22 protein-coding genes are annotated in these 20,162 nt (G+C 71.6%); 12 read left to right on the forward strand and 10 right to left on the reverse strand.

The window, feature by feature from the left end; all coding sequences use genetic code 11:
• Nucleotide 1: 1 nt before the first annotated feature.
• Nucleotides 2-358, forward strand: coding sequence for a GntR family transcriptional regulator (locus ACF09C_RS10455; protein ID WP_392090931.1), 357 nt, complete (start codon nucleotides 2-4; stop codon nucleotides 356-358).
• Nucleotides 359-535: 177 nt separating this feature from the next.
• Here the strand turns inward: ACF09C_RS10455 and ACF09C_RS10460 are convergent, their stop codons facing one another.
• Complete coding sequence (locus ACF09C_RS10460; protein ID WP_392090932.1) at nucleotides 536-1,495, reverse strand: D-2-hydroxyacid dehydrogenase family protein; 960 nt, start codon at nucleotides 1,493-1,495, stop codon at nucleotides 536-538.
• A 243-nt stretch (nucleotides 1,496-1,738) separates the two neighbouring features.
• Here ACF09C_RS10460 and ACF09C_RS10465 point away from each other — a divergent pair, with 243 nt between their 5' ends.
• The 3 genes from ACF09C_RS10465 to ACF09C_RS10475 are packed head-to-tail and all read left to right on the forward strand — an operon-like array spanning nucleotide 1,739 to nucleotide 5,015.
• Nucleotides 1,739-3,205 carry an APC family permease gene (locus ACF09C_RS10465; RefSeq protein ID WP_392090933.1) on the forward strand — a complete coding sequence of 489 codons (1,467 nt, stop codon included), beginning with the start codon at nucleotides 1,739-1,741 and terminating at the stop codon, nucleotides 3,203-3,205.
• Entirely contained in the window at nucleotides 3,202-3,642 is a 441-nt protein-coding gene (locus tag ACF09C_RS10470) for a hypothetical protein (RefSeq protein ID WP_392090934.1), read from the forward strand. Before ACF09C_RS10465 ends, ACF09C_RS10470 begins: the two co-directional genes overlap by 4 nt.
• Nucleotides 3,639-5,015, forward strand: a complete 1,377-nt coding sequence (locus tag ACF09C_RS10475) for a hypothetical protein (RefSeq protein ID WP_392090935.1) — start codon at nucleotides 3,639-3,641, stop codon at nucleotides 5,013-5,015. Before ACF09C_RS10470 ends, ACF09C_RS10475 begins: the two co-directional genes overlap by 4 nt.
• Nucleotides 5,016-5,036: 21 nt before the next feature.
• Here the strand turns inward: ACF09C_RS10475 and ACF09C_RS10480 are convergent, their stop codons facing one another.
• Nucleotides 5,037-5,792 carry a PP2C family protein-serine/threonine phosphatase gene (locus ACF09C_RS10480; protein WP_392091398.1) on the reverse strand — a complete coding sequence of 252 codons (756 nt, stop codon included), beginning with the start codon at nucleotides 5,790-5,792 and terminating at the stop codon, nucleotides 5,037-5,039.
• Between the two features lie 167 nt (nucleotides 5,793-5,959).
• Between ACF09C_RS10480 and ACF09C_RS10485 the strand changes: the two genes are divergently transcribed.
• On the forward strand, nucleotides 5,960-6,283 hold the full coding sequence (locus tag ACF09C_RS10485; RefSeq protein WP_392090936.1) for a hypothetical protein: 324 nt from the start codon (nucleotides 5,960-5,962) through the stop codon (nucleotides 6,281-6,283).
• Between the two features lie 79 nt (nucleotides 6,284-6,362).
• Here ACF09C_RS10485 and ACF09C_RS10490 read toward each other — a convergent pair whose 3' ends face one another.
• From ACF09C_RS10490 to ACF09C_RS10510, 5 genes are all read right to left on the reverse strand, one after another.
• Complete coding sequence (locus ACF09C_RS10490; protein ID WP_392090937.1) at nucleotides 6,363-8,570, reverse strand: choice-of-anchor A family protein; 2,208 nt, start codon at nucleotides 8,568-8,570, stop codon at nucleotides 6,363-6,365.
• A gap of 74 nt (nucleotides 8,571-8,644) precedes the next feature.
• Nucleotides 8,645-9,490, reverse strand: a complete 846-nt coding sequence (locus ACF09C_RS10495) for a cytochrome b/b6 domain-containing protein (RefSeq protein ID WP_392090938.1) — start codon at nucleotides 9,488-9,490, stop codon at nucleotides 8,645-8,647.
• Nucleotides 9,432-10,097, reverse strand: a complete 666-nt coding sequence (locus ACF09C_RS10500; protein WP_392091399.1) for a molybdopterin-dependent oxidoreductase — start codon at nucleotides 10,095-10,097, stop codon at nucleotides 9,432-9,434. Before ACF09C_RS10500 ends, ACF09C_RS10495 begins: the two co-directional genes overlap by 59 nt.
• Before the next feature lie 164 nt (nucleotides 10,098-10,261).
• The gene (locus tag ACF09C_RS10505; protein WP_392090939.1) at nucleotides 10,262-10,987 is read right to left on the reverse strand and encodes a hypothetical protein; all 726 of its coding nucleotides are present in this window, start codon (nucleotides 10,985-10,987) and stop codon (nucleotides 10,262-10,264) included.
• A gap of 183 nt (nucleotides 10,988-11,170) precedes the next feature.
• On the reverse strand, nucleotides 11,171-12,097 hold the full coding sequence (locus ACF09C_RS10510) for an alpha/beta hydrolase family protein (RefSeq protein ID WP_392090940.1): 927 nt from the start codon (nucleotides 12,095-12,097) through the stop codon (nucleotides 11,171-11,173).
• A gap of 161 nt (nucleotides 12,098-12,258) precedes the next feature.
• On the opposite strand from ACF09C_RS10510, the gene ACF09C_RS10515 reads away from it, so the two are divergent.
• On the forward strand, nucleotides 12,259-12,663 hold the full coding sequence (locus ACF09C_RS10515) for a hypothetical protein (protein ID WP_392090941.1): 405 nt from the start codon (nucleotides 12,259-12,261) through the stop codon (nucleotides 12,661-12,663).
• 109 nt (nucleotides 12,664-12,772) lie between these two features.
• On the opposite strand, the gene ACF09C_RS10520 is transcribed toward ACF09C_RS10515, so the two are convergent.
• The 3 genes from ACF09C_RS10520 to ACF09C_RS10530 form a co-directional block, all read right to left on the reverse strand.
• Entirely contained in the window at nucleotides 12,773-13,327 is a 555-nt protein-coding gene (locus tag ACF09C_RS10520) for a GNAT family N-acetyltransferase (RefSeq protein ID WP_392090943.1), read from the reverse strand.
• 113 nt (nucleotides 13,328-13,440) lie between these two features.
• Complete coding sequence (locus ACF09C_RS10525; RefSeq protein ID WP_392090945.1) at nucleotides 13,441-14,223, reverse strand: oxidoreductase; 783 nt, start codon at nucleotides 14,221-14,223, stop codon at nucleotides 13,441-13,443.
• A gap of 130 nt (nucleotides 14,224-14,353) precedes the next feature.
• Nucleotides 14,354-14,932, reverse strand: coding sequence for a TetR/AcrR family transcriptional regulator (locus tag ACF09C_RS10530; protein WP_392090947.1), 579 nt, complete (start codon nucleotides 14,930-14,932; stop codon nucleotides 14,354-14,356).
• Nucleotides 14,933-15,085: 153 nt separating this feature from the next.
• On the opposite strand from ACF09C_RS10530, the gene ACF09C_RS10535 reads away from it, so the two are divergent.
• The 6 genes from ACF09C_RS10535 to ACF09C_RS10560 all read left to right on the forward strand — a co-directional run bounded on the left by ACF09C_RS10535 (nucleotide 15,086) and on the right by ACF09C_RS10560 (nucleotide 19,951).
• Nucleotides 15,086-15,610: a VOC family protein gene (locus ACF09C_RS10535; RefSeq protein ID WP_392090948.1), complete on the forward strand. Its 525-nt coding sequence runs from the start codon at nucleotides 15,086-15,088 to the stop codon at nucleotides 15,608-15,610.
• A 199-nt stretch (nucleotides 15,611-15,809) separates the two neighbouring features.
• A complete protein-coding gene (locus tag ACF09C_RS10540) occupies nucleotides 15,810-16,379 on the forward strand; it encodes an RICIN domain-containing protein (protein WP_392090950.1) in 570 nt (189 codons plus the stop codon).
• Nucleotides 16,333-16,698 (forward strand): GNAT family N-acetyltransferase, encoded by a 366-nt coding sequence (locus ACF09C_RS10545; protein ID WP_392091400.1) that lies wholly within the window; start codon nucleotides 16,333-16,335, stop codon nucleotides 16,696-16,698. Before ACF09C_RS10540 ends, ACF09C_RS10545 begins: the two co-directional genes overlap by 47 nt.
• A gap of 481 nt (nucleotides 16,699-17,179) precedes the next feature.
• The gene (locus ACF09C_RS10550; RefSeq protein ID WP_392090952.1) at nucleotides 17,180-18,454 is read left to right on the forward strand and encodes a M23 family metallopeptidase; all 1,275 of its coding nucleotides are present in this window, start codon (nucleotides 17,180-17,182) and stop codon (nucleotides 18,452-18,454) included.
• 441 nt (nucleotides 18,455-18,895) lie between these two features.
• Nucleotides 18,896-19,345 (forward strand): helix-turn-helix domain-containing protein, encoded by a 450-nt coding sequence (locus ACF09C_RS10555; protein ID WP_392090953.1) that lies wholly within the window; start codon nucleotides 18,896-18,898, stop codon nucleotides 19,343-19,345.
• Between the two features lie 42 nt (nucleotides 19,346-19,387).
• Nucleotides 19,388-19,951, forward strand: a complete 564-nt coding sequence (locus ACF09C_RS10560; protein ID WP_392090955.1) for a PIN domain-containing protein — start codon at nucleotides 19,388-19,390, stop codon at nucleotides 19,949-19,951.
• Nucleotides 19,952-20,162: the final 211 nt, after the last annotated feature.

Below are 20,162 nucleotides of genomic sequence, written 5' to 3' on the forward strand. Positions count from 1 at the left end.
CATGCTGTTCCGGGTCGACCCCGCCTCCGCCGTGCCGCTCGGCGACCAGATCGCCGCCTGCGTGCGCGGGGCCCTCGCCGACGGCTCGGCGAGCCCCGGCGAGCGCCTCCCGGCCGCCCGCGAGCTCGCCGAGTCGCTCGGCGTGAACGTCCACACCGTCCTGCGCGGCTACCAACGGCTGCGCGAGGAGGGCCTGATCGAGCTCCGCAGGGGCCGGGGCGCCGCCATCGTCCCGGGCGCCCCGGTGGGCGCCCGAGCCCGCCTCGCCGAACGCGCCCGCGACCTCGTGACCGAGGCCCGGACCCTGGGCCTGACCGACGACGAACTGCTGACCCTGGTCCGCGCCGAACTCCTCTGACGCGCCTCGCGACGCTGACGTGCCCTCGCGACGCTGACGCGCCTCGCGACGCTGACGTGCCCTCGCGACGCTGACGCGCCTCGCGACGCTGACGCGCCTCGCGACGCTGACGTGCCCTCGCGACGCTGACGCGGCCTCGCGACGCGGCCCCCGACGGCCGCCACCCCCCCCGGGGCGCTACCCCAGGGTCCGCACCGGCTTCCCATCGAGGAACGCCTCGATGTCCTCCACCGCCTGGCCGAAGTAGCGGCCGTAGTTGGCGCGCGTGACGTACCCGAGGTGCGGGAGGGCCAGCACGTTGGGGAGGGTGCGCAGGGGGTCGTGCGAGGGCAGCGGCTCGGTGGCGAAGACGTCGAGGCCCGCCCCCGCGATCCAGTCCTCGCGCAGCGCGCGCAGCAGCGCGGGGCCGTCGACCAGGCCGGCCCGTGAGGTGTTGACCAGGTACGCGGTCGGGCGCATCGCCCGCAGTTCGGGCTCCCCGACCAGGTTCCTGGTGCGCTCCGAGAGGACCATGTGGAGGGAGACGAAGTCGGCGCGCTCCAGGAGCTCCCGCTTGTCCGCGGCCCGCGCGACCCCGTGTTCCGCCGCCCGCTCGTCGTCGAGGTTCGGGCTCCAGGCGACGACGTCCATGCCGAAGGCGAGCCCCACCCGCGCCACCCGGCCGCCGATCTTGCCGAGGCCGACGAGGCCGAGGGTGCGCCCCGACAGGTCGGTGCCGACGGTCGACTGCCAGGGGCCCCCTTCGCGTACCGCCCGCGCCTCGGCCGGTACGTGCCGGGCGAGGCCCAGGATCAGCGCCCAGGTCAGTTCGGCGGGCGGTTCGGAGGCGCTGGCCGTACCGCAGACGGTGATGCCGAGCGCGGCGGCCGTCGTGAGGTCGACGGAGGCGTTGCGCATCCCCGAGGTCACCACGAGCCGGAGCTTGGGCAGCCGGTGCAGCAACGCGGCGTCGAGCGGGGTCCGCTCCCGCATGACGACGAGGATCTCGCAGTCCTCGACGGCGGCGACGAGGGCGTCCCGGTCGGTCAGGTGCTCGCGCAGCACGCGTACGTCGACGCGGTCGGCGAGCGGGGCCCAGTCGGCGGAGGAGAGGGCGACGCCCTGGTAGTCGTCGAGCACGGCACAACGGAGCTTCATGCCCTCATGATCGCGCGGGCCGCGATCGTACGACAGGGGGCCCGGTCGTGCGTCGCGGTGCTGCGGCACCCGGGTGACGGTCGGCGGCCGGTTCAGCCGGACGCCCGCCCGGAGCGACAGAACCACCCCCTGTTCGGAGAATTGCCCTGATTTGTCACGCCGTAGGACACGGCAGTAGGGCGCAGTCGTCGGACACAGGGTGAGGGAGAGCGGCATGAGGGAGCACGGCCCCAGGGGGAACGCATGAGCTCGATGGACTTCCCCGCCGAGGTGCCCCGCCAGGTGACCCACGCCGCCGAGGCCCGCAGGCCGGCCGTGCCCACGATGACCTGGGTGACGCTCGCCCTGATGACCACCGCCTCCGTGGCCAGCCTGCGCGCCGCGCCCACCATGGCCGTCTACGGACTGGCCTGCGTCTTCCTCTACCTCGTCCCGGCGATCGTCTTCCTGCTGCCGACCGCCCTGGTCTCGGCCGAACTCGCCTCCGGCTGGAACGGCGGTGTCTACCGCTGGGTCTCCGAGGGCCTCTCCAAGCCGCTCGGCTTCCTCGCGGTCTGGTGCCAGTTCGCGATGACGATCTTCTACTACCCGAGCCTCCTCGGGTTCGTCGCGTCGACCATCGCGTACATCATCGATCCGGCGCTCGCCTCCAGCGGCCCGTACACCGCGATCGTCATCGTGGTCCTCTACTGGACCGGCGTGTGGGTCTCCTCGCGCGGTACGAAGGCGCTGGCCGGGCTGGCCAGCTGGGGCCTGATCATCGGCACCCTGATCCCCGGCACCCTGCTCGTGGTCCTCGGCATGGTCTTCCTCGGCCAGGGCAACCCCTCCGCCGCCCCGATGACCGCCTCGCACCTGCTCCCGCAGTGGACGGGTCTGGCCAGCCTCGTCCTGATCGTCAACAACTTCCTGTCGTACTCGGGCATGGAGATGAACGCCGTCCACGTCTCCTCGCTGAAGGACCCGGGCAAGGAGTACCCGAAGTCGATGTTCCTGGCGACAGGTCTGGTGCTGCTGATCTTCATCCTCCCGGCGCTCGCGATCAGCTGGGTCGTCCCGGCCGACCAACTCAGCCTCACCGCCGGCGTCATGCAGGCCTTCGACGCGTTCTTCTCGTACTTCAACATCGGCTGGATGACGCCGATCGCCGCCGTCATGCTGATCTCCGCGTCCCTCGCCGGCATGCTGACCTGGCTCGCCGGACCGTCGAAGGGCCTCCTGGAGATCTCCCGCCAGGAGGGCTACCTGCCCCCGTTCCTGCAGAAGCTCAACAAGTACGGCATCCAGCAGAACATTCTCGTCACCCAGGGCGTCGTGACCACCGTCATCGCCCTGGGGTACGCGCTGATCCCGAACGTCTCCAGCGTCTACTGGATCTTCTCGGTCATCACCACGCAGGTGTATCTGATCGTCTACCTGCTGATGTTCGCCGCGGCGATGCGGCTGCGGAAGACCCAGCCGGACCACCCCCGTGGATACCGGGCCCCCGCCCTCGGCGTCCTGTGCGTCGTCGGGCTGCTCGCCTCGCTCGCCGCGCTCTGCATCGGCTTCGTCCCGAGCTCGCAGTTCGGCAGCGGCAGCGTCTGGGCGTACATCGCCATCGTCGGCGGCGGCCTGGTCATCCTGGGCTTCCTCATCCCCTGGGCCTTCCTGAAGTTCCGCAAGCCCAGTTGGCGCACCGCGGCCGCGCAGGAAGGAGACGCGTCATGAGCCCCACCCGCTTCGCCTCGGAGCACAAGTGGATCTACCTCGGCGCGATCGTGGTCCTGGTCGGCATGGTGATCGTCGGCCTCGTCCAGTACAGCGCCGTCCGGCGCGACAACCAGACCGCCACCAAGGCGAAGGAACTGAGCGACCAGCTCGTGCGGGCCGGCTACCCGGCCCCCGACCAGGACACCGTCGAGCGGCTCCTCGGCACCGACGGCGGCGCCGTCTGCGACGACCCCGGCAGCGCCCTGAAGACGGCGCTCTACCGGCTCCAGCAGCTGTCCAACGGGGCCACGGGCCCCGGCCAGCGGCCCATCATCGCCGACAGCCAGGCGATCGGCGCCGAGCGGATCGTGCTCCAGGTGTACTGCCCCGACCAGGTCGACGACTTCGACGAGGCCGTCGACGACCTCAAGACCGACGAGACGGTACGCCGATGAGCACCTCGGGAAGCACGGGAGAACCCAACGGCGAACTGGAGGCCCTCCGGGCCCGGATCGCCGCCCTGGAGGCGGAGGCCGAGGCCGCGAAGGCCCGGCCGCCGCGCCACCGGCTGCGCTCCTTCTTCGCCGCGCTCCTGATCGTCCTCGGCTGCGTCCTCGCCCCGCTGGGCATCGTCGCCGCCTGGACGGCCGACGAGGTGGGCGACACCGACCGGTACGTCGCCACCGTCGCCCCGCTCGCCTCCGACCCGGACGTCCAGGCCGCCGTGGCGAACCGGGTCACCGGCGCCGTCATGGAGCACATCGACCTGAACTTCATCCTGGAGGGCGTCGCCCCCGAACAGCGCCCGCTCCTCCAGAAGGCCCTGGGCCGGCTCGGGGACTCCCTGGAAAGCGCCGTCCAGAGCTTCGTCCACGAGAAGGCGCAGGAGATCGTCGCCTCGGACGCCTTCGAGACGGTCTGGACCGACGCCAACCGGGCCATCCACACCTCCGTCGTCCGCGCCCTCACCGGCAGCGGCGAAGGCGCCGTGGAGATCAAGAACGACACGGTCACGCTCGACCTCGCCCCCGTGATCGAACGGGTCAAGCAGCGCCTGATCGACTCCGGCCTCACGGTCGCCGAGAAGATCCCCGAGGTCCACACCGACTTCACGGTCCTCAAGTCCGACGACATCGGGAAGGTCAAGACCGGCTTCCGGCTCCTCCAGCTCATGGGCCTGTGGCTGCCGGTGATCGCCGTGCTGCTCGCGGCGGCCGGCGTCCTGCTCTCGGCCCACCGCCGCCGCTCCCTGATCGCCGCGGCCCTCGGCTTCGCCTTCGCGGCGATCGTCCTCGGCGTCGGCCTGACCGTGTTCCGTACGGTCTACCTCAACGCGCTGCCCGACACCGTCTCGCAGGCCGCGGCCGGCTCCGTCTACGACGCCATGATCCGGCTGCTGCGGACGACGATCCGGATGGTCGTGGTCCTGGGGGTCGTGCTCGCCCTCGCGGCCTGGCTGTCGGGCCCGGGCAAGTGGGCCACGACGGTCCGTGAGATGTGGCACTCGGGCATCGCCGCGACCCGCGCGGCGGCCGACCGCGTCGGTCTGCGCACGGGCCCGGTGGGCCCGTTCGTCCGCCGGTACCGCACCTGGATCACCTGGATCCTGGTGGTGGCGGCGGTGCTGGTGTACGTCCTCTGGGACCACCCGACGGGCTGGGTGGTGGTGGGCCTGGCGCTGGTGCTCCTGTTCCTCCTGGCGGTGGCGGAGTTCCTGGCGGCGGAGGAGTCCGCACCAGGCGCGGGACCCGAAGCCGGACCGGGCCCCGGAGCGGGACCGGGGGCCGGACCGGAGCCCGCACCGGAACCGGAGCAGAGCCTCAAGTAGCGGAGCCGCGAGCCCCGCCCCTCACCCGTCGGCCTCCCCGACCCGGACCAGGGCGAGGGTGATGTTGTCCGGCCCGCCGGCCTCCATGGCGGCCTTCCACAGCTCGAAGGCCGCCTTGCCGTCGTCGTGCACGCGGAGCAGCGCCTCGACGTCCTCCTCGGGCACCGGGTCGGTCAGGCCGTCGCTGCAGACGAGGCAGCGGTCGCCCGGAACGAGCGGGAACTCGGCCACGTGCGGGGTGAGGGCCTCGTACACATGGCTGCCGCCGAGGGTCTGGGTGACGGCCGACGTGGTGCGCTGCCCGGGCGCGGGCGGCGGACTGTCGTCCACGCTGATCTGGCGCAGGCCGTCCTGCCCGGACACGTGGAAGACCTTGCTGTCGCCGACGTTGAAGGACAGCAGCGACTCCGGCGGCAGCACGAGCGTGCCGGCGACCGTCGTGCCCATGGTCGCCAGCTCGGGGCGGCCCTCGGCGGCGGTGTACACGGCCCGGTTGCACATCTCCAGGGTCTCGCCGACGGTCTCGGCACCATCGAGCGCGGGACCGAGCGCCGCGAGCCGCCGGACCACCAGCGAGCTGGCCACCTCGCCGCCCGGCTGCCCGCCGAGCCCGTCGGCGACGGCCACGAGCAGCGGCCTGTCCAGCGGGAACACCATGGTCTGGGGGCTGTCGGTGACGGTCCCGCACAGGGTCCACGGCCCCACGACGAGGCTGTCCTCGTTGTGCTCGCGCAGGAGCCCGGCGTGGCTCAGGGCGGTCACGGCGATGTACGGCACCACGGCCACCGCCTCCTCACGGCGCGTACCTCTCGCACCCCACCCTCACCCCCATTGTCGCCCCGGCATGCGGGGTGCGGCCCGCCGTCGCACGCTGGTCCTGAGCCGCCCGTCGGCCCGGCAAGCCGGGGACGGGCCGGGGAACGCCGAGGAAGGGACGTCCGTCGATGTACGCGAGGCTGAGCACCTACCAGGGGTCACCGGTTCCGCAGGGGGGCGACCTGGCCGCCAGGTCGGAGACGATCGTCAAGATGGTCGAGAACCTCCCGGGGTTCCGGGGCGCGTACTACCTCGTGGAGCGGGAGACGGGCGAGGCGCGCTCGCTGACCCTGTGGGAGGACGAGGCCTCGATGGTGGGGAGCGAGGAGGAGGCGGCCCGGGTCAGGGCCGAGTCGTCCCACCGGGAGGGGCAGCGGGTGGTCTCGGTGGAGCACTTCGAGGTGGCGTTCGTCCGCCTGGCCGAGGACACGCGGACGAACAGCGGCGCGTGACGAAAAGGCCCGCCCCCGGACGTCCGGTCCGGGGGCGGGCTCCTGTCTGTCGTTCGTGCGGTCGTCCTACGGTTCCGCGTCAGGCACTGGCGCGCTGGCCCGGGTCTCCGTAGCCCGTGTCCTCGCACGGGTTCTCGTCGCCGTAGCCCATGTCCTTGCAGGGCTCCTTACGGCTGTTCGTCACCTTGGCGGTGACGTCCTCGTGGCCGGCGTCGACGACGTACGGACCGAAGACCGGGTCGGCGGGCAGGACGTAACCGTCGGGGACGCCTGTCTCCCGCGCGTAGTACGTGCCCTTCTCCAGGTCCTCGAAGGCGCAGACGCCCGCGGCGGTGGTGGTGCACTCGGTCCCGATCCGGGTGTCGGCGTTGATGCCGATGGTCTGGAGGCCGGTGGTGCTGTTGGTCTCCTTCCACAGCTCGAACACGGCGCCGGCCAGCGGCAGTCCGGTCTTGGCGTCGACCTTGGTGATCGTGAGCGAGCCGTCGACGGGCGGGACGGGGATCGCGGTGTTGGCGGCCTGGACGGTGACGCCCGCGGTGGCGTTCTCCACGGTCAGCACCAGCGGCCCGAAGACGTTGGGGTCGGGCACCTGGTACCCGGAGGGCGCGCGGGTCTCCTGCCAGTAGTACGTCCCCGTCTCCACGGTCCGTACGCACAGGCCGTCGGCGCCGGTGACGCACAGCCTGCCCACCTGCGTGTCGGGGTCGTTGCCGCTGGGCTGGAGCCCGGTGATGCCGTTGGTCTCCCGCCAGAGCTGGAACCAGGCGCCGCCCAGCGGGTCGCCGGTCGCCGCGTCCGTCTTGCGCACCCGCACCTCGCCCGTCGCGTTCGGGTTGGTGGAGGGGGTGTTCTCGGCCGTGACGGTCACGCCGTCGGCGGCGTTCTCCTCGGTGAGCACCAGGGGTCCGAAGACCGGATTGACGGGCAGGTCGTAGCCGGGCGGGGCGCCCGTCTCCTGCCAGTAGTACGTCCCGGTGGGCACGGTCCGGGAGCAGACTCCGTCGGCCGCCCCGGTCGTGCAGACATCGCCGACGGAGGTGTCCGGGTCGGAGCCGCCGGTCTGGAGGCCGGGGATGCCGTTGGTCTCCTCCCACAGCTGGAACCTGGCCCCGCCCAGCGCGGCGCCCGTCACGGCGTCCTCCTTGACCACCGTCACGTCACCCGTGGTGATGGGCGGGGTGTTGCCACAGTCCGGCAGGTCGCCGTTGAACGGGTACGCGTGGAACTCCTGGCCGGTGCCGGTGCCCGCGGGGCCGCTGGTGTGGGTGAGCGAACCGGTGGTGAAGAAACGTCCGTTGACGCCCGGCAGGGTGACCGTGGTCGCCGAGGACTGCTCGCCGATGAGGAAGCTGCCCTGGAACTGGCCGGTGCCGGTGAGGTTGACCGCCGTCGCGTCCGGGACGTTCCAGAGCAGCCGCTCGCGGTAGGCGTTGAGCGGGTCGGTCGCGTCGGCGATGCCGCCGCTGTAGGTGTTGAGGGTGAAGCTGGGGCCCGTGATGTTGACGAGGATGGTGGCGTTCGCCGGGATACCGGCGAAGACGACGCCCTGCTGGCCCCCGTCCGCCTTCGTCATGTTGAAGTCGACGTTGAAGATCTGGAGGGCGGAACTCCCGTCGCCGGTGAAGCGCGTCTGCTCGCCCTCGTTGACGGCGGTGCCGGTGGGCGGGCGCGGGTTGCCGTCGACGCGGGCGTAGCAGCGACTCGCGGTGGTCAGCTGGTCCCGCAGCGCGGTGAACGGGGCGGTGGCGTCGTCGTCCTGGACGAGCGTGGACACGACGGTGCCGGTGACCGTACCGGCGTGGCGTACGCGTCCGGCCTCGGCCAGGACCTGCTGGTTCGCCGCGACGGTGATGTCGCCGCCGGTGGTCATCCAGTCCGTGCCGACCGCCGGGGGGACACGGGAGCCGACGCCGGCCTCGCCGATGTTGTAGTTCCCGCCCGGTGGGACGCTCTTGTTCATGTCGAAGTCGTCCAGGACGACGACCCGGCCCTCCGCCTCAGCGGCGGAGCCGCGGACGAGGAAGTCGTCGCCGACGAAGACGTTGATCCCGTTGTCCCGGAACTGGATGGTCCCGTTGCCGATCTGGGGGTAGGGCCCCGGCGGGCAGGTGCCGGGCACGCAGGGGCCGAGCCCGCCCGGCAGCGGTGCGGCCTGCGCGGGGGCCGCGGCGGGGCCGACGACGAGGACGGGGACGGCCGCGAGGGCGGCGGCGTAGGCGAGTCCGGCGGCCTTGGCGCGCGTTCTGGCGCGCGCCCGTGGCCGGACACTCGTGCGGTTTCTCATGTTCCGGAGTCTGTGATTCCGGCTCTGGGCCCACCACGGGAGACCGTCGTCATTGCGCCTTCCGGCAGCCCGGCTCACCGGTTGGCGTGACGGACCCCGGCCAGTCGGCGCAAGAGCGCTCGCCACCGCCTCTCACCGTCCGCCGGCGGGGCATCCGTGGGTCGCGAGGGCGGGGCATCCGTGGGTCGCCACGGCGAGGTATCCGTCGGCCGCCACAACGGATGCTCGCGCTCCGCCCACGCCCGCTCGACCGACCCGGTCCGCATGCCCCTGCGCGCCTCGGGATCGGCGAACGCCTTCGCGATGTGCCCGGCGAGCACCACACCGATGGCGAGGGCGAGCCAGTCGTGCACGAAGGTGGCGCTGGTGCGCCACTCCAGCGGTGTCAGCCGGGTGAACCACATCAGCAGCCCGGTCACCAGCATCACCAGGACGGCGCCCGCCGTCCACGATGCGTAGACCTTCTGCCCGGCGTTGAACTTGCCGGCCGGCCGGAACTCCGGCCGGTGGTCGCGGCGGCGGGCCGCGCGCAGCCACACCCGGTCGTGCGGCCCGAAGCGGTTGAGCCTGCGCAGGTCGGCCCGGAAGGCGGCGGACACGAGACCGAACAGGAAGGGCACGGGCAGCAGCAGCCCGGACCACTCGTGGACGGTGACGACGAGGTGCCGGCGGCCGACGAGCTGGGCGATCGGCGCCACGTACAGGGCGGCGGCGGTCGCCACGCACAGCAGCGTCAGGGCGGCCGTCGTCCGGTGCGCCCAGCGCTCGGCGGGCGTGAACCTGCGGACACGCGCCGGGGGGTGAGGCGGTGGGTGTTCGGACGGCAGTGGTTCGGACGGTGGGTGTTCGGACGGTGGGTGTTCAGACGGTCGGCGTGTCGTCGCGGCCGTTGGACCGGCCGACCCAGGCGTCGATGTCATAGCCCCGCTCCTCCCAGTAGCCGGGGCGGACGTCGGGGGTGACGGTGATCCCGGAGAGCCATTTCGCCGACTTGTAGAAGTACATGGGCGCGACGTAGAGCCGGACCGGGCCGCCGTGCGCGTGGCTGACCGGCTCGTCCCGCATCCGCAGACAGACCAGCACGTCGTCGCGCCGGGCCTGCGCGAGCGTGAGGCTCTCGCTGTACGCGCCGTCGAAGCAGGTGAAGCGGATCGCCTTGCCCTCGGGACGTACCCCCGCGGCGTCCAGGAGACGCGACACGGTGACGCCGGAGAAGGCCGTCCGGGGCACCCGCCATCCGGTGACGCACTGCACGTCGCGTACGACCCGGGTCTGCGGCAGCGCGCGCAGCTCGTCGAGGGTGTACGTCGCGGGGCGGTCGACCAGACCGTCCACGGTGAGCCGGTAGTTCCGCTCGTCCTTCCGCGGTACGGAGGAGGTGACGGAGTAGTACCGGAATCCGCCCCCGGTGGGGACGAGTCCGGTGAGCCCCGTCGGGTCCTTCTCCGCGGCGGCCGCGAGCGCCCCCTCGAAGGCGCGCTGCGCGTACGGGGCGACGGCGAGCCCCGCCGCCCCGAGCCCGAGCATGCCGAGCACAAGGCGGCGCCCGACGGGGGCCCCTTCGCTGTCGGTCGGATCTGTGGTCACCGCTCGATTCGAGCACCGCGGGGCCCGGGACTCCAGGGGGGAGTCGACGACGTCAGACTTCCGTCATGTTCGGCCTTCCGTGTGTGCGGCCCCGGACGGCCCGCTCAGCCGAGGTCGAGGCAGACGACGAGCAGACAGAGGTCCGCGGGCGAGGCGGTGGCCGGGTCGGGTGCCGGTGTGGCGGGGGCGGGTGCGGGGGCGGCCGGGGTGGCGGGCGTGGTCTTGGCCGGTGCGGCTTGGGCGGGCACGGCCCGGGCGGGCGCGGGAGACGGAGCGGTGGCGCGGTCGGGCCGAGGGGCGGCCGGGGTGAACGTCGCGCGCGGCTGGACGGGGACGGTGACCGCCGACCGCTCGCGCGGTGGTGCGGGCGAGAGGTGGGCACCGGAGCGCGGGCGCGGGCTCTCGGACAGCGCAGGAGCGGTCGACTGCGCGGAGGACGGTCGCGGCGCCGAGGAGTGCTGCCGGGCGGGCGGTACGGACGTCGGGCGGACGTCCTTCTCGGCCGGCCCCGCGGCCTCCCCGACGGTGCCGGCCCCGGGGGTCTCGGGAGCCGTGGCCGCCTGCGACATGTCGCCGGACTGCCGCTCCATCGCGGACACGGTCAGGCCGCCGCCCACGAGCGCGAAGGCGGTCGCGACCACGGCCCGCCGCTTGTTCCTCCGCCACCGCTCCCGCTGCCGCCGCCTGGCCGCCCGCCCTTCCACGACGACCGGCGCGGCCACAGAGGCATCGGCGGCCGGGTCAGGGGCCAGGTCCGGGGCGTACGCGCCGCAACCGGGGCACATCAACGCGCCGTTGAGGTGCCGCCGGCACGAGGAGCAGTAGTCCATTTCCCGTTCCCGGTCTCTCTGAGTCGATCGAGACGGCCGGGGCTCCGTGGAACTTCCGTCACGGAAGGGAGCTGCGATCCGCCGCCTGCTGGGGTTCTGTCCCCCTCTGCAGGCGGCGGAAACCTGCCCTGCGCGCGGCGCCGTACGCCCCGCTCGCGTCGTTGCTCCCCTCACTCCCCTCGGTCACTTGCTCCGGAGCGTTCCGAGCGGGTCGGGATCCGTGTCCAGGGCGGTGATCGCGGCCTTCCACGCCGTGCCGTCGCCCTGGAGGGCGTCGCGCAGGTAGGCCGTGGTGAGACGTTGGATCAGGGCGACACGGGCGGGTGACGCGTCGGTGGTCTCGCTGACGTCGTGGCCGGGGATGCCGCCGAGGGAGTGTTCCGCGCCGAACAGCGTGAGCAGGCTCTTGGCACCCGGGCTGTACGTGTACGGGTCGGTGAACCAGTCCGGTCCGCGCGTGGACAGGTGGGACCGGTCGCTGTCCCCTGCGACGACGAGGGCCGGCGTGGTCATGGTCGCGAACGACGGCCGCATGAAGGGGAAGTGCTCGGCGGCGAACGGCGTCAGGTCGTCACCGAGACCGGTCAGGGCGAGCAGGACGCCGGCCTTGACCCGGGGGTCGGACAGGTCCTCGCCGGGCGCGCCGTCGGCGTCGAGCACCCGGGCCCCCAGCAGCGTGCTCACCGTCTGCGCTCCCCAGGAGTGCCCGGCCACCGCGACGCGGTCGCGGTCGAGGCGCCCGGCGAGGCCCGGCACGGCCGCCTCAAGGGTGTCGAGTCCGTCGAGGACGCGGGTGATGTCCTCGATCCGGTGGCGCCAGATGTGCGGGGTGCGGGGGTCGTCGGCGGGGAGGGCGAGGGTGCGGGAGTCGAGGTGGGTGGGCTGGACGACCACGAAGCCCTGGGCGGCCCAGTGGTCCGCGAGCGGCGCGTAGCCGTCCATCGACCAGCCGAAGCCGTGCGAGAAGACGATGACGGGCAGCGCGCTCCCGCTGATGGGCGCGGAGACCCGCACCTGGAGGTCGTCACCGCGGCCCGGCGCGGGCAGGACGAGCGGCTTGGCGGAGAGCACCGAGACCACGGGGGCGGGTGTGGCGTTCGAGTCGGGCATGGCAGGTCCTTCCGTTCGGAGGCGACCGGAGTCGGCAAAACGGAACCGTGTTCCGCAATGGACGATACGGAACGCCGTTCCGCTTCGCAAGGTGTGTCCGGCGAACCCGAACGCCGGAACGGCGCCCTCGCACCTGAGCTCCGGGCGCCTAAGCTCCGGGCATGACGTCGGAGAACACGCGCCCCCAGGGCTGGCAGGACGTGTTGGCCGGGGCCGAACCCATCGTGGCGCTGGTCGCACGACGCGCGAGGGAGGTCGTGAACGAGGCCGTGCCCGATGCGGCCGAGGACGTCGACGTGTCGGCCCGGATGCTCGGATTCACGTTCGCGCCCGGCACGTACAAAGGGCTCTTCGCGGGACTCGTCCTGCACACGCGGCACGTGAACCTGATGTTCAGCGAGGGCGTCGCCCTGCTCCCCCTCGACAGCGCCGGCCTCCTGACCGGCACCGGCAAGCTGGCCCGGCACATCAAGCTCCGTACCGTGCCGGAGGTCGAGGACCCCCACCTGGCCGCCCTGCTCCTGGCCGCCGCCGCCCGCCGACGCGCCCAGCTCGACCACCCGTAGGAGCGGACGCAGCGCACGCAGCGCACGCAGCGGAAACAGCGGAGCCCCAGGTCGCCGACCTGGGGATCGCTCGGCAGACGCTCAGCGGGCGCTCGGCGGGCGCCGTGCGTCAGCCGGCGGCCGGTGCGGCCGAGGGGCGACGCACGCCGAACCACTGCTCGGCGCCGTACTCCTCGAACCGCTCGACCTCGATGAAGCCCAGCTTCGACGCGAGCCGCATCGCCCGCTCGTTGGCGCTCTGGGTGGAGAGCACCACGGGCTCGCCGGGGCGCGCGCCGGAGAACCAGTCGAGTGCCGCCACGCACGCCTCGAAGGCGTACCCGCGGCCCCACGCCTGCGGCAGGAACAGGTAGCCGAGTTCGGCCTCCCCGGCCTCGGGGAGGACATGTCCCCGCCGCCCGGCGTCGCGAGGGTCGAGCGTGAGGAGCCCGATCATCGCTCCGTCGAGTTCGACCACGAAGCAGCCGGGACGCCGGCCGGGCACGTCGGGCATCGCGCGCTGAAGTTCCTCGCGCGGCCGGGCACCGCCGACGTGGGCGCCGACCTCCGGCGAGGCGAACAGCTCGACGAACACGGCACGGTCCCGGGCCTCGGACGCGCGCAGGACGAGCCGCTCGGTCGGTATCGGGGAGGGCGGCCAGGCGAAGGCTCCGGGTTCGGTCACGTCGGGGAACGTATCGCAGCCCGGCTGGGAACAACCGGCGAAGCCGACGATCTCGCCGTACACGAACGGAAGTTCAACACGTCACAGCGGTGCTGCTCGTCGCCGCCAACGCCTCACACCGTCTTGATGCCGCCTCCGTCGACGACGTAGTCGGCCCCGGTCACGCTCGCCGCGCGGGAGGAGGCGAGGAACGCGACGACGGCCGCGACTTCGTCGGGTTCGACCATGCGGCCGGTGGTCATGCCCATCGCCGCGGGCACCCCGGCAAGGAAGGCGCGGTGTTCGACGCCGCTTGCCTCCGCGAGACGGGCGCCGAAGCCGTCGGTGTCCTCCCACATGCCGGTGCGCGTCGGCCCGGGGGAGACGGTGTTCACACGTACGCCCCGGGGCCCGAACTCCTCGGACAGCGCCTTGCCGAAGGCGTTGAGGGCCGCCTTCGCGGCGCCGTACTCGATCGGGCCCGTGCCGGGCAGCCGCGCGCTCATCGACGAGACGTTCACCACGGAGCCGCGCCGTTCCAGAAGGCTCGGCAGCAGCCTGCGGGTGACCCGGACCGTACCGAAGAGATTGACCTCGAAGCTCTGCGCCCACAGGGCGTCGCTGGTCGCGAGGAAACCGTTCAGGGTGAACTCGTCACCGCCGCCCAGGTTGTTGACCAGGATGTCCACCCCGCCGAGTGCGGCGAGCGCCTGCGCCCCCAGCTCCTCGGCGCCTTCCGGAGTGCTGAGGTCGACCGCGACCGGGTGGGCTCCGACCTCCTTCAACTCGGGCGTGACCGTCCGGGCGGCGCCGACCACGCGGACGCCTTCGGCGACGAGCTGCCGGGCGACCGCGAGGCCGACACCCCGGCTGGCTCCGGTGACGACCGCGGTCTTGCCGACGAGATCGAGTTCCATGTCAGACTCCCAACAGATTCTTGAACTGAAGGTACAAAACAACGCCACAAAAAACCCGGCCAACGGTCGGCACCGACCAAGCCGCCCACACCGACCAAGCCGCCCACACCGACTCTGCCGACCACACTGCCTACAGCGACCTCATCGCCGCATCCACGACCCGCTTCAACTGCGTTGCGTCCTCGGCGGTCTTCGCCAGCACGCGCATGCCGATCACTGTCGCCAGCAGCCAGGCGGCCACCTCGGCCGCGTCGCGGTCGCCGGCAATATCACCGGCCCGCTGCCCCTCCTCGACGGTGGCACGGAACGCGCTCTCGGTGCGCGCGAACATCCTGCGCACCGTGTCGGCCGTCCCGGCGTCCGAAGAGGCCAGCTCGGCGGCGGTGTTCACCGCCATGCAGCCGCGCCGGTCCGGGTCGCCCAGGTCGAGGTGGACCAGCGCCTCCAGGGCGCCGCGCAGCCGGTCCTTCGTCGAACCGGGGTGATCGAGAAGCTCCTCCAGCCATGCGGCCTGCGAGTCCCGATACCGTGCCAGCGCCCGCTCGAACAGCGCGTGCTTGCTGCCGAAGGTGTTGTACAGGCTGCCCTTGCCGATGCCGATCTCGTCCACGAGATCCTGAGGCGTCGTCGCCGCGTACCCCTTGCGCCAGAACACGCCCATGGCGCGCTCCACCGCGACGTCCGGATCGAACTGCTTCGGCCTGCCCATGGTGTCACCGTAGCAGCATTCTTGACCTTGAGGTCAAGAAGTCGGCGCTGCGGCCATGGTGGCGCCGGCTTCCGTGCGAACTAGGCCCGCAACTGTCCTAGTTCAGTCCTAGGGTCGACACGTCACGAAGAACCGCACGAGGGGACGAGATCGATGAGTCACACCGCACCCGAGGGCTACACCAGCGTCGCACCGTGGGTCGTCACCGACGACACCGGCGCACTGCTCGACTTCGTCACCGCCGCGTTCGGCGGCGAGGAACTCGCGCGGGTGCCGGTCGAGGACGGCACCATCGGGCACGGCGAGATCCGCGTCGGCGACACGGTCGTCCTGGCCTTCGATCGACGCCCCGACTGGCCGGTGATGCCCTCCCTGCTGCGCGTCTACGTCCCCGACGCGGACGCCGCCATGGCAGCCGCGGTCGCGCACGGGGCGCAGGTGATCACCGAGTGCGCCGACAGCGCGTGGGGGGATCGCGGCGGCCGGGTACGGGACCCGTTCGGCAACATCTGGTGGGTGACGAGCCGAGTGGAGGACGTCGCACCGGACCGCGCCTGGGAGCGCATGTCCGAGCCGAAGTACGCCGACGCCATGCGCACGGCCCAGCAGACCCTGGACGCCGCACTGAGCGGCCGAAAGACAGGGGTGGCGAGCACTCCGCAGCGGCCGCCCCACTGAACCCGCCCCACTTGATGGCGCCACGCGCGCCCGCCTCCGCTTCGTGGAGCCTTTCGGGCACAGGGGATCGTTTCTGCGATATACGTTCGGGCGCGGCGGCAGAAGCGGCGCAATACGGCATGAAAGGGTCACGTCCACTCCCGGGTGACAGACGGCGCCGCCGCGCCGTCGTGCCCGCATTCGGAAGGGACGGAATGTGATGCCCAAGCGCAGGCTCTCGCTGCTCGCCGCTGTGTGCGCGGCGGTTCCGATCGTGTTGGCCGGTGCCTCGCCGGCGTCGGCGGACTCGCTCATCAACCAAGACCTGGTGAACAAGATGCACGGCAGCCGCCTGGCCCTGGGCTCGGACAGTACTGCGGAAGGGGCCGAGGTGATCGCGCTCCGCGGTACCCGCTGGGACAGCTACATCACGGAGGCGTGGGACTGGGAAGGCACCTACGACAGCACCAACCAGCTGTGGACCGCGACCCTGCGCAACCGTGCCGCGAACCGGTGCATCGAGCCCGAGTCCACCAACCCGGCCCGGGGGAACCGCGTCGTGGTCCGCGCGTGCGACGGCTCTGATCAGCAGAAGTGGAGCCTGCGCCTGGAGACCAAGGGCGGCAACCCGGAGCGCTGGTGGATCTGGCGTCCGGTGAAGAACGTGAACGTCGCCATGGCCCTTCAGAACACCAACAACGACCAATGGGACACAGTCCGCCTGGACTACTCCTACCCGAGTGATGACCGCCTGTGGCAGACCGGGCCCAACAACCAGGCATGGTGGTAGCCGGACCCGCCACTCCCACACTCCCGCACTCCCGCCGCACGGGGCACACGGACGCACGGCGAGCACTGGCGTCCAGGATGTCGTGGTCAACCCTGCGCACCACCGGCAGGGCGTGGGCCGGTCCCTGGTCGAGCACCTCGTGCGACGGTACTCGCACTGCCGCTTCTTCCTCCTCTCCACAGACCATGAGTCGTCACCGGAGGGCAAGCGTAACCACGCGTTCTACCGAAGCCTGGGGTTCCTGTCCTACGAGGAGAAGGAGATGGCGGGCTTCGGGCTGCCCAGGAACCGCCTGGACCTGCGCAATGCGGCGCCCTGACCGGACCCTACGCGGCCCGCGCCAGCTGGACGCCAACTACGGTTCATGTGTGGGCCCGTGTGGTGCGCAAATGGTGCGAGGCTCCGGATCTGGATCGGGCAACACAGAAGCCCCGGGTCTCTGACCTGGAGCTTTGCTATGGAGCGGATGACGGGAATCGAACCCGCGCTACAGGCTTGGGAATCACCGCCGCTTTGGCCGCCCACATGGCCTCTGACCTGCGGACAAGTCTCTTCGCGGGTCCTGCCGTGAGGCTCTGCTCATACCCGTGGTGACCGCTGTTCACCGTCCTGGAGGGCACGGACGGGGCACGTACCCGCTCCCACCCGGCGGCCCGTTGCGGCTGGACGGGTGTAGTTCGGCACCCGACTCCGGCGCCGTCCGCCGGGAGCGCCGCTCGGCCGGATTACATGGGCCTGCGCCTCGGCGCGGGGCGTGCCGGTGCCTTCACGGTCCCGGACCTGACGACTGGAAGAGCACCATGGCAGAGCGCCACTTTCGCAACCGCACCGGCCGCAGTCCGCTACGTCGCGGGCTCGCCGCCGCCGTGCTCGCGGTCGGCATGCTGACGGCTTCAACGGGACCCGGATACGGCACTGGCGCGGCCCCGCCGGCGCCCCGCCCCCAGTTCACGCCGTTGACGGCGGCCGTGATGACCGAACCGGCGCCGTTCCGCGCGACGGACGGCAAGACGCACCTCTCGTACGAACTGCTCACTACGAACGCGCTGCCCAGCAGCGCACGGGTACGGCTGGACCGGGTCGAGGTCCGGGACGCCCGCACGCACCGGGTGGTGGGCGCGCTGAGCGGGCAGGCGCTGGCCGATGCCGCCAACCCGGTGGGTGATCCCCTGCCGGGTGCGGACGGGTACACGCCGGCGCCCCCGGGGCCGACGCCGACCGTCATCCCGGGCTCCCAGCAGTGGGTGGTCTGGCTCGACCTGGCCCTCGACCGCGGTCAGCGGGTGCCCAAGGTCCTCGAACACCACCTCTCGGGCGCCGTCCTCACCGCCTCCGGCTCCTCCCCGTTCGAGGAGACGGTCCAGATCACCCCGACCGATCGCACCGCTCCGCTGGACCTGGACGCGCCGGTCCGCCCCGGCACCTGGTACTCCAGCGAGTCGTGCTGCGGCAACACCCACCACCGCCGCGGCCTCGGCCCGATCAACGGCCGCTTCTACGTACCGCAGCGCTTCGCGATCGACTGGTACAAGGTCGGCGAGCGGGGACAGACCTGGGAAGGCGACCCCGCGCGGCTCACCAGCTACCTGAGCTACCGGCAGCCGGTCGTGGCGGCGGCCGGCGGCAGGGTGGTGGAGGTCCAGGACGGGATCCCGGACAACACGCCGCCGGTCACGCCGCCGGTCCCGCCGATCGAGCAGACCGTCGGCAACCACGTCACCGTCGAGGTCGCGCCCGGCCGCTACCTGCTCTACGCCCACCTGAAGCCCGGCTCCCTCAAGGTCCGCGAAGGCGACCACGTCGAACCCGGCCGGATCCTCGGGCTGATCGGAAACAGCGGCAACTCGACCACGCCGCACCTGCACTTCCAGGTGATGACCACAGCCGAGTTCTTCCCGACCGACAGCCCGCCGTTCACCTTCCGGGAGTTCCGCGTCGTCGGACAGGTCGAACCCCGCATCTGGGACGACAACCTGGGCCTCCAGCCGACCGGCGTCCTGCCGATCACGCCCTCGCCGTACGACGGCCCCCACCGCGCGCGGTATCCGCTGGACCGCGAGGTGCTGAAGTTCTGACCGGATTCCGGTCGGGCCGACGATCTAGACAACGACGAAGCCCCAGGTCGCTGACCTGGGGCTTCGTTCGAAGAGCGGATGACGGGAATCGAACCCGCGCCATAAGCTTGGGAATCACCCGGCACTGCGGTGCGCGCATGCCCGCTGACCTGCGAAAACGACCACTTCCCGCTCTGATCTGGCCGCCTCGCCGGCCCCCTTGTCGACCGCTGTTTACCGCCCCTACTGGCACGTTGTGGCACGGCTTCCCGTGCGAGTCAGGTGAGGCGCTTGCCGGGAGCGTGATCGCGTTGGCCGATGCGGGCGCTGTCCAGCGCGGGCCAAAGCGGCCTCGCCGCCCGTTTCGGGGGCGCGTCTCGTTCGTGGTTGCCTGCCTCGAGCTGCCATGGTTACAGTTATTGCAGATGGTTGCTTCACTGGGGTAGCGGATGGGAGGCCGACATGGCTCGAACGAGCGTTCTGGCCCGTGCTGAAAAGGTCGAACCGAATCCCTCGCATCAAGGGGCGCTCGCCGCGACCGCCCGGATGGCGCCGGAGCAGGTGGAGGTATGGGTCCGCACCCCAGATGGTGTCGAGCTGGCGCTGCCGGCGGAGCTGGTCCGGGTTCTTCTCGCCTCGGCCGGCGAACTGGCCCGGGGGCATGCAGTCACGGTGCTGGCGTCCGAGGTGCAGCTGTCGCCCACTGAGGCTGCTGAGCTTCTGGGCTTGTCCCGACCGTTCGTTGCGCGCCTGCTTGATGCCGGTGACATCCCCTCGATGAATCTGCCCGGCAGTAGTCACCGCGTGGTGCGTCTCGCGGACGTCCTGGCGTTCCAGCAGCGGCGCGAGCGCCGTCGGGAGGGGCGCCGCCAGATCGCTGATGTGCTTGACGATGCCGGGTTGCCGTACTGATCGCGATGGCGCGGTAAGTGTCGAAGGGGAGGAAGGGCGAACGTGGCGGCGCGGGTCTTCGTGGACACCAACGTCCTGTTTCCGTTCTCAGTGATGGACGTGATGCCGGCCCTCACGGAGGACTCCATCCACGAGATCGTGTTTCCCGAACGACTCCTGGCGGAGTGGGAACGGGTCATCGTCCGGGAAGGCAGACGTTCTGCGGACTCGGCTGCCGCTGTTACTCGCGCCATCCGGCGGTTCTTCTCCGACTGCGAGATCCCGGCAGCAGCCTACGCGCACCTTGTGGACGAGATGCCGGGCGATGACCCGGACGACCGGCACCATGCGGCGGCAGCGGTGGCCGCCGGGGCTGGCGCGCTCATCACGTGGAACCTTGGCGACTTCCCTGCCGACGGCTTGGCGAAGCGCGGAGTGCAGGTGATCGACCCGGACGAGTATCTGTGCGGTCTGTACGGAGAGTTGCCGAGCGAGGTCGTGCAGACCGTGGTCAGGCTGGCGGCAGAGAAGCGGAATCCGCCGGTCACGATTGCTGATGCCATCACCCGACTTGCGAAGGCTGGTGTGCCACGCTTCGCCGACCTCTTGGCCAGACATCTCGGGTAGAGCGCGGGGCGAGATGCCGTTCAGCGTCGGGCGCGAGGTTGTGCACAGGTGGTGCGTGGCTTCCGAATCGGTCTAGACAACGACGAAGGCCCTGGTCTCTGACCAGGGCCTTCGTTCAAGAGCGGATGACGGGAATCGAACCCGCGCCATAAGCTTGGGAATCACCCGGCACTTGGGCCTGTGTATGACGCCTGACCTGCGGGAACGTGCC

Source organism: Streptomyces sp. NPDC014870 (assembly GCF_043081505.1).
Classification (GTDB): Bacteria; Actinomycetota; Actinomycetes; order Streptomycetales; family Streptomycetaceae; genus Streptomyces.

Coding starts and splice junctions, on each gene's coding strand:
- ACF09C_RS10455 (WP_392090931.1), top strand. CDS start 2: ATGCTGTTCCGGGTCGACCCCGCCTCCGCCGTGCCGCTCGGCGACCAG.
- ACF09C_RS10460 (WP_392090932.1), bottom strand. CDS start 1,495: ATGAAGCTCCGTTGTGCCGTGCTCGACGACTACCAGGGCGTCGCCCTC.
- ACF09C_RS10465 (WP_392090933.1), top strand. CDS start 1,739: ATGAGCTCGATGGACTTCCCCGCCGAGGTGCCCCGCCAGGTGACCCAC.
- ACF09C_RS10470 (WP_392090934.1), top strand. CDS start 3,202: ATGAGCCCCACCCGCTTCGCCTCGGAGCACAAGTGGATCTACCTCGGC.
- ACF09C_RS10475 (WP_392090935.1), top strand. CDS start 3,639: ATGAGCACCTCGGGAAGCACGGGAGAACCCAACGGCGAACTGGAGGCC.
- ACF09C_RS10485 (WP_392090936.1), top strand. CDS start 5,960: ATGTACGCGAGGCTGAGCACCTACCAGGGGTCACCGGTTCCGCAGGGG.
- ACF09C_RS10490 (WP_392090937.1), bottom strand. CDS start 8,570: ATGAGAAACCGCACGAGTGTCCGGCCACGGGCGCGCGCCAGAACGCGC.
- ACF09C_RS10495 (WP_392090938.1), bottom strand. CDS start 9,490: ATGACATCGACGCCTGGGTCGGCCGGTCCAACGGCCGCGACGACACGC.
- ACF09C_RS10500 (WP_392091399.1), bottom strand. CDS start 10,097: ATGCTCGGGCTCGGGGCGGCGGGGCTCGCCGTCGCCCCGTACGCGCAG.
- ACF09C_RS10505 (WP_392090939.1), bottom strand. CDS start 10,987: ATGGACTACTGCTCCTCGTGCCGGCGGCACCTCAACGGCGCGTTGATG.
- ACF09C_RS10510 (WP_392090940.1), bottom strand. CDS start 12,097: ATGCCCGACTCGAACGCCACACCCGCCCCCGTGGTCTCGGTGCTCTCC.
- ACF09C_RS10515 (WP_392090941.1), top strand. CDS start 12,259: ATGACGTCGGAGAACACGCGCCCCCAGGGCTGGCAGGACGTGTTGGCC.
- ACF09C_RS10525 (WP_392090945.1), bottom strand. CDS start 14,223: ATGGAACTCGATCTCGTCGGCAAGACCGCGGTCGTCACCGGAGCCAGC.
- ACF09C_RS10530 (WP_392090947.1), bottom strand. CDS start 14,932: ATGGGCAGGCCGAAGCAGTTCGATCCGGACGTCGCGGTGGAGCGCGCC.
- ACF09C_RS10535 (WP_392090948.1), top strand. CDS start 15,086: ATGAGTCACACCGCACCCGAGGGCTACACCAGCGTCGCACCGTGGGTC.
- ACF09C_RS10540 (WP_392090950.1), top strand. CDS start 15,810: ATGCCCAAGCGCAGGCTCTCGCTGCTCGCCGCTGTGTGCGCGGCGGTT.
- ACF09C_RS10545 (WP_392091400.1), top strand. CDS start 16,333: ATGACCGCCTGTGGCAGACCGGGCCCAACAACCAGGCATGGTGGTAGC.
- ACF09C_RS10550 (WP_392090952.1), top strand. CDS start 17,180: ATGGCAGAGCGCCACTTTCGCAACCGCACCGGCCGCAGTCCGCTACGT.
- ACF09C_RS10555 (WP_392090953.1), top strand. CDS start 18,896: ATGGCTCGAACGAGCGTTCTGGCCCGTGCTGAAAAGGTCGAACCGAAT.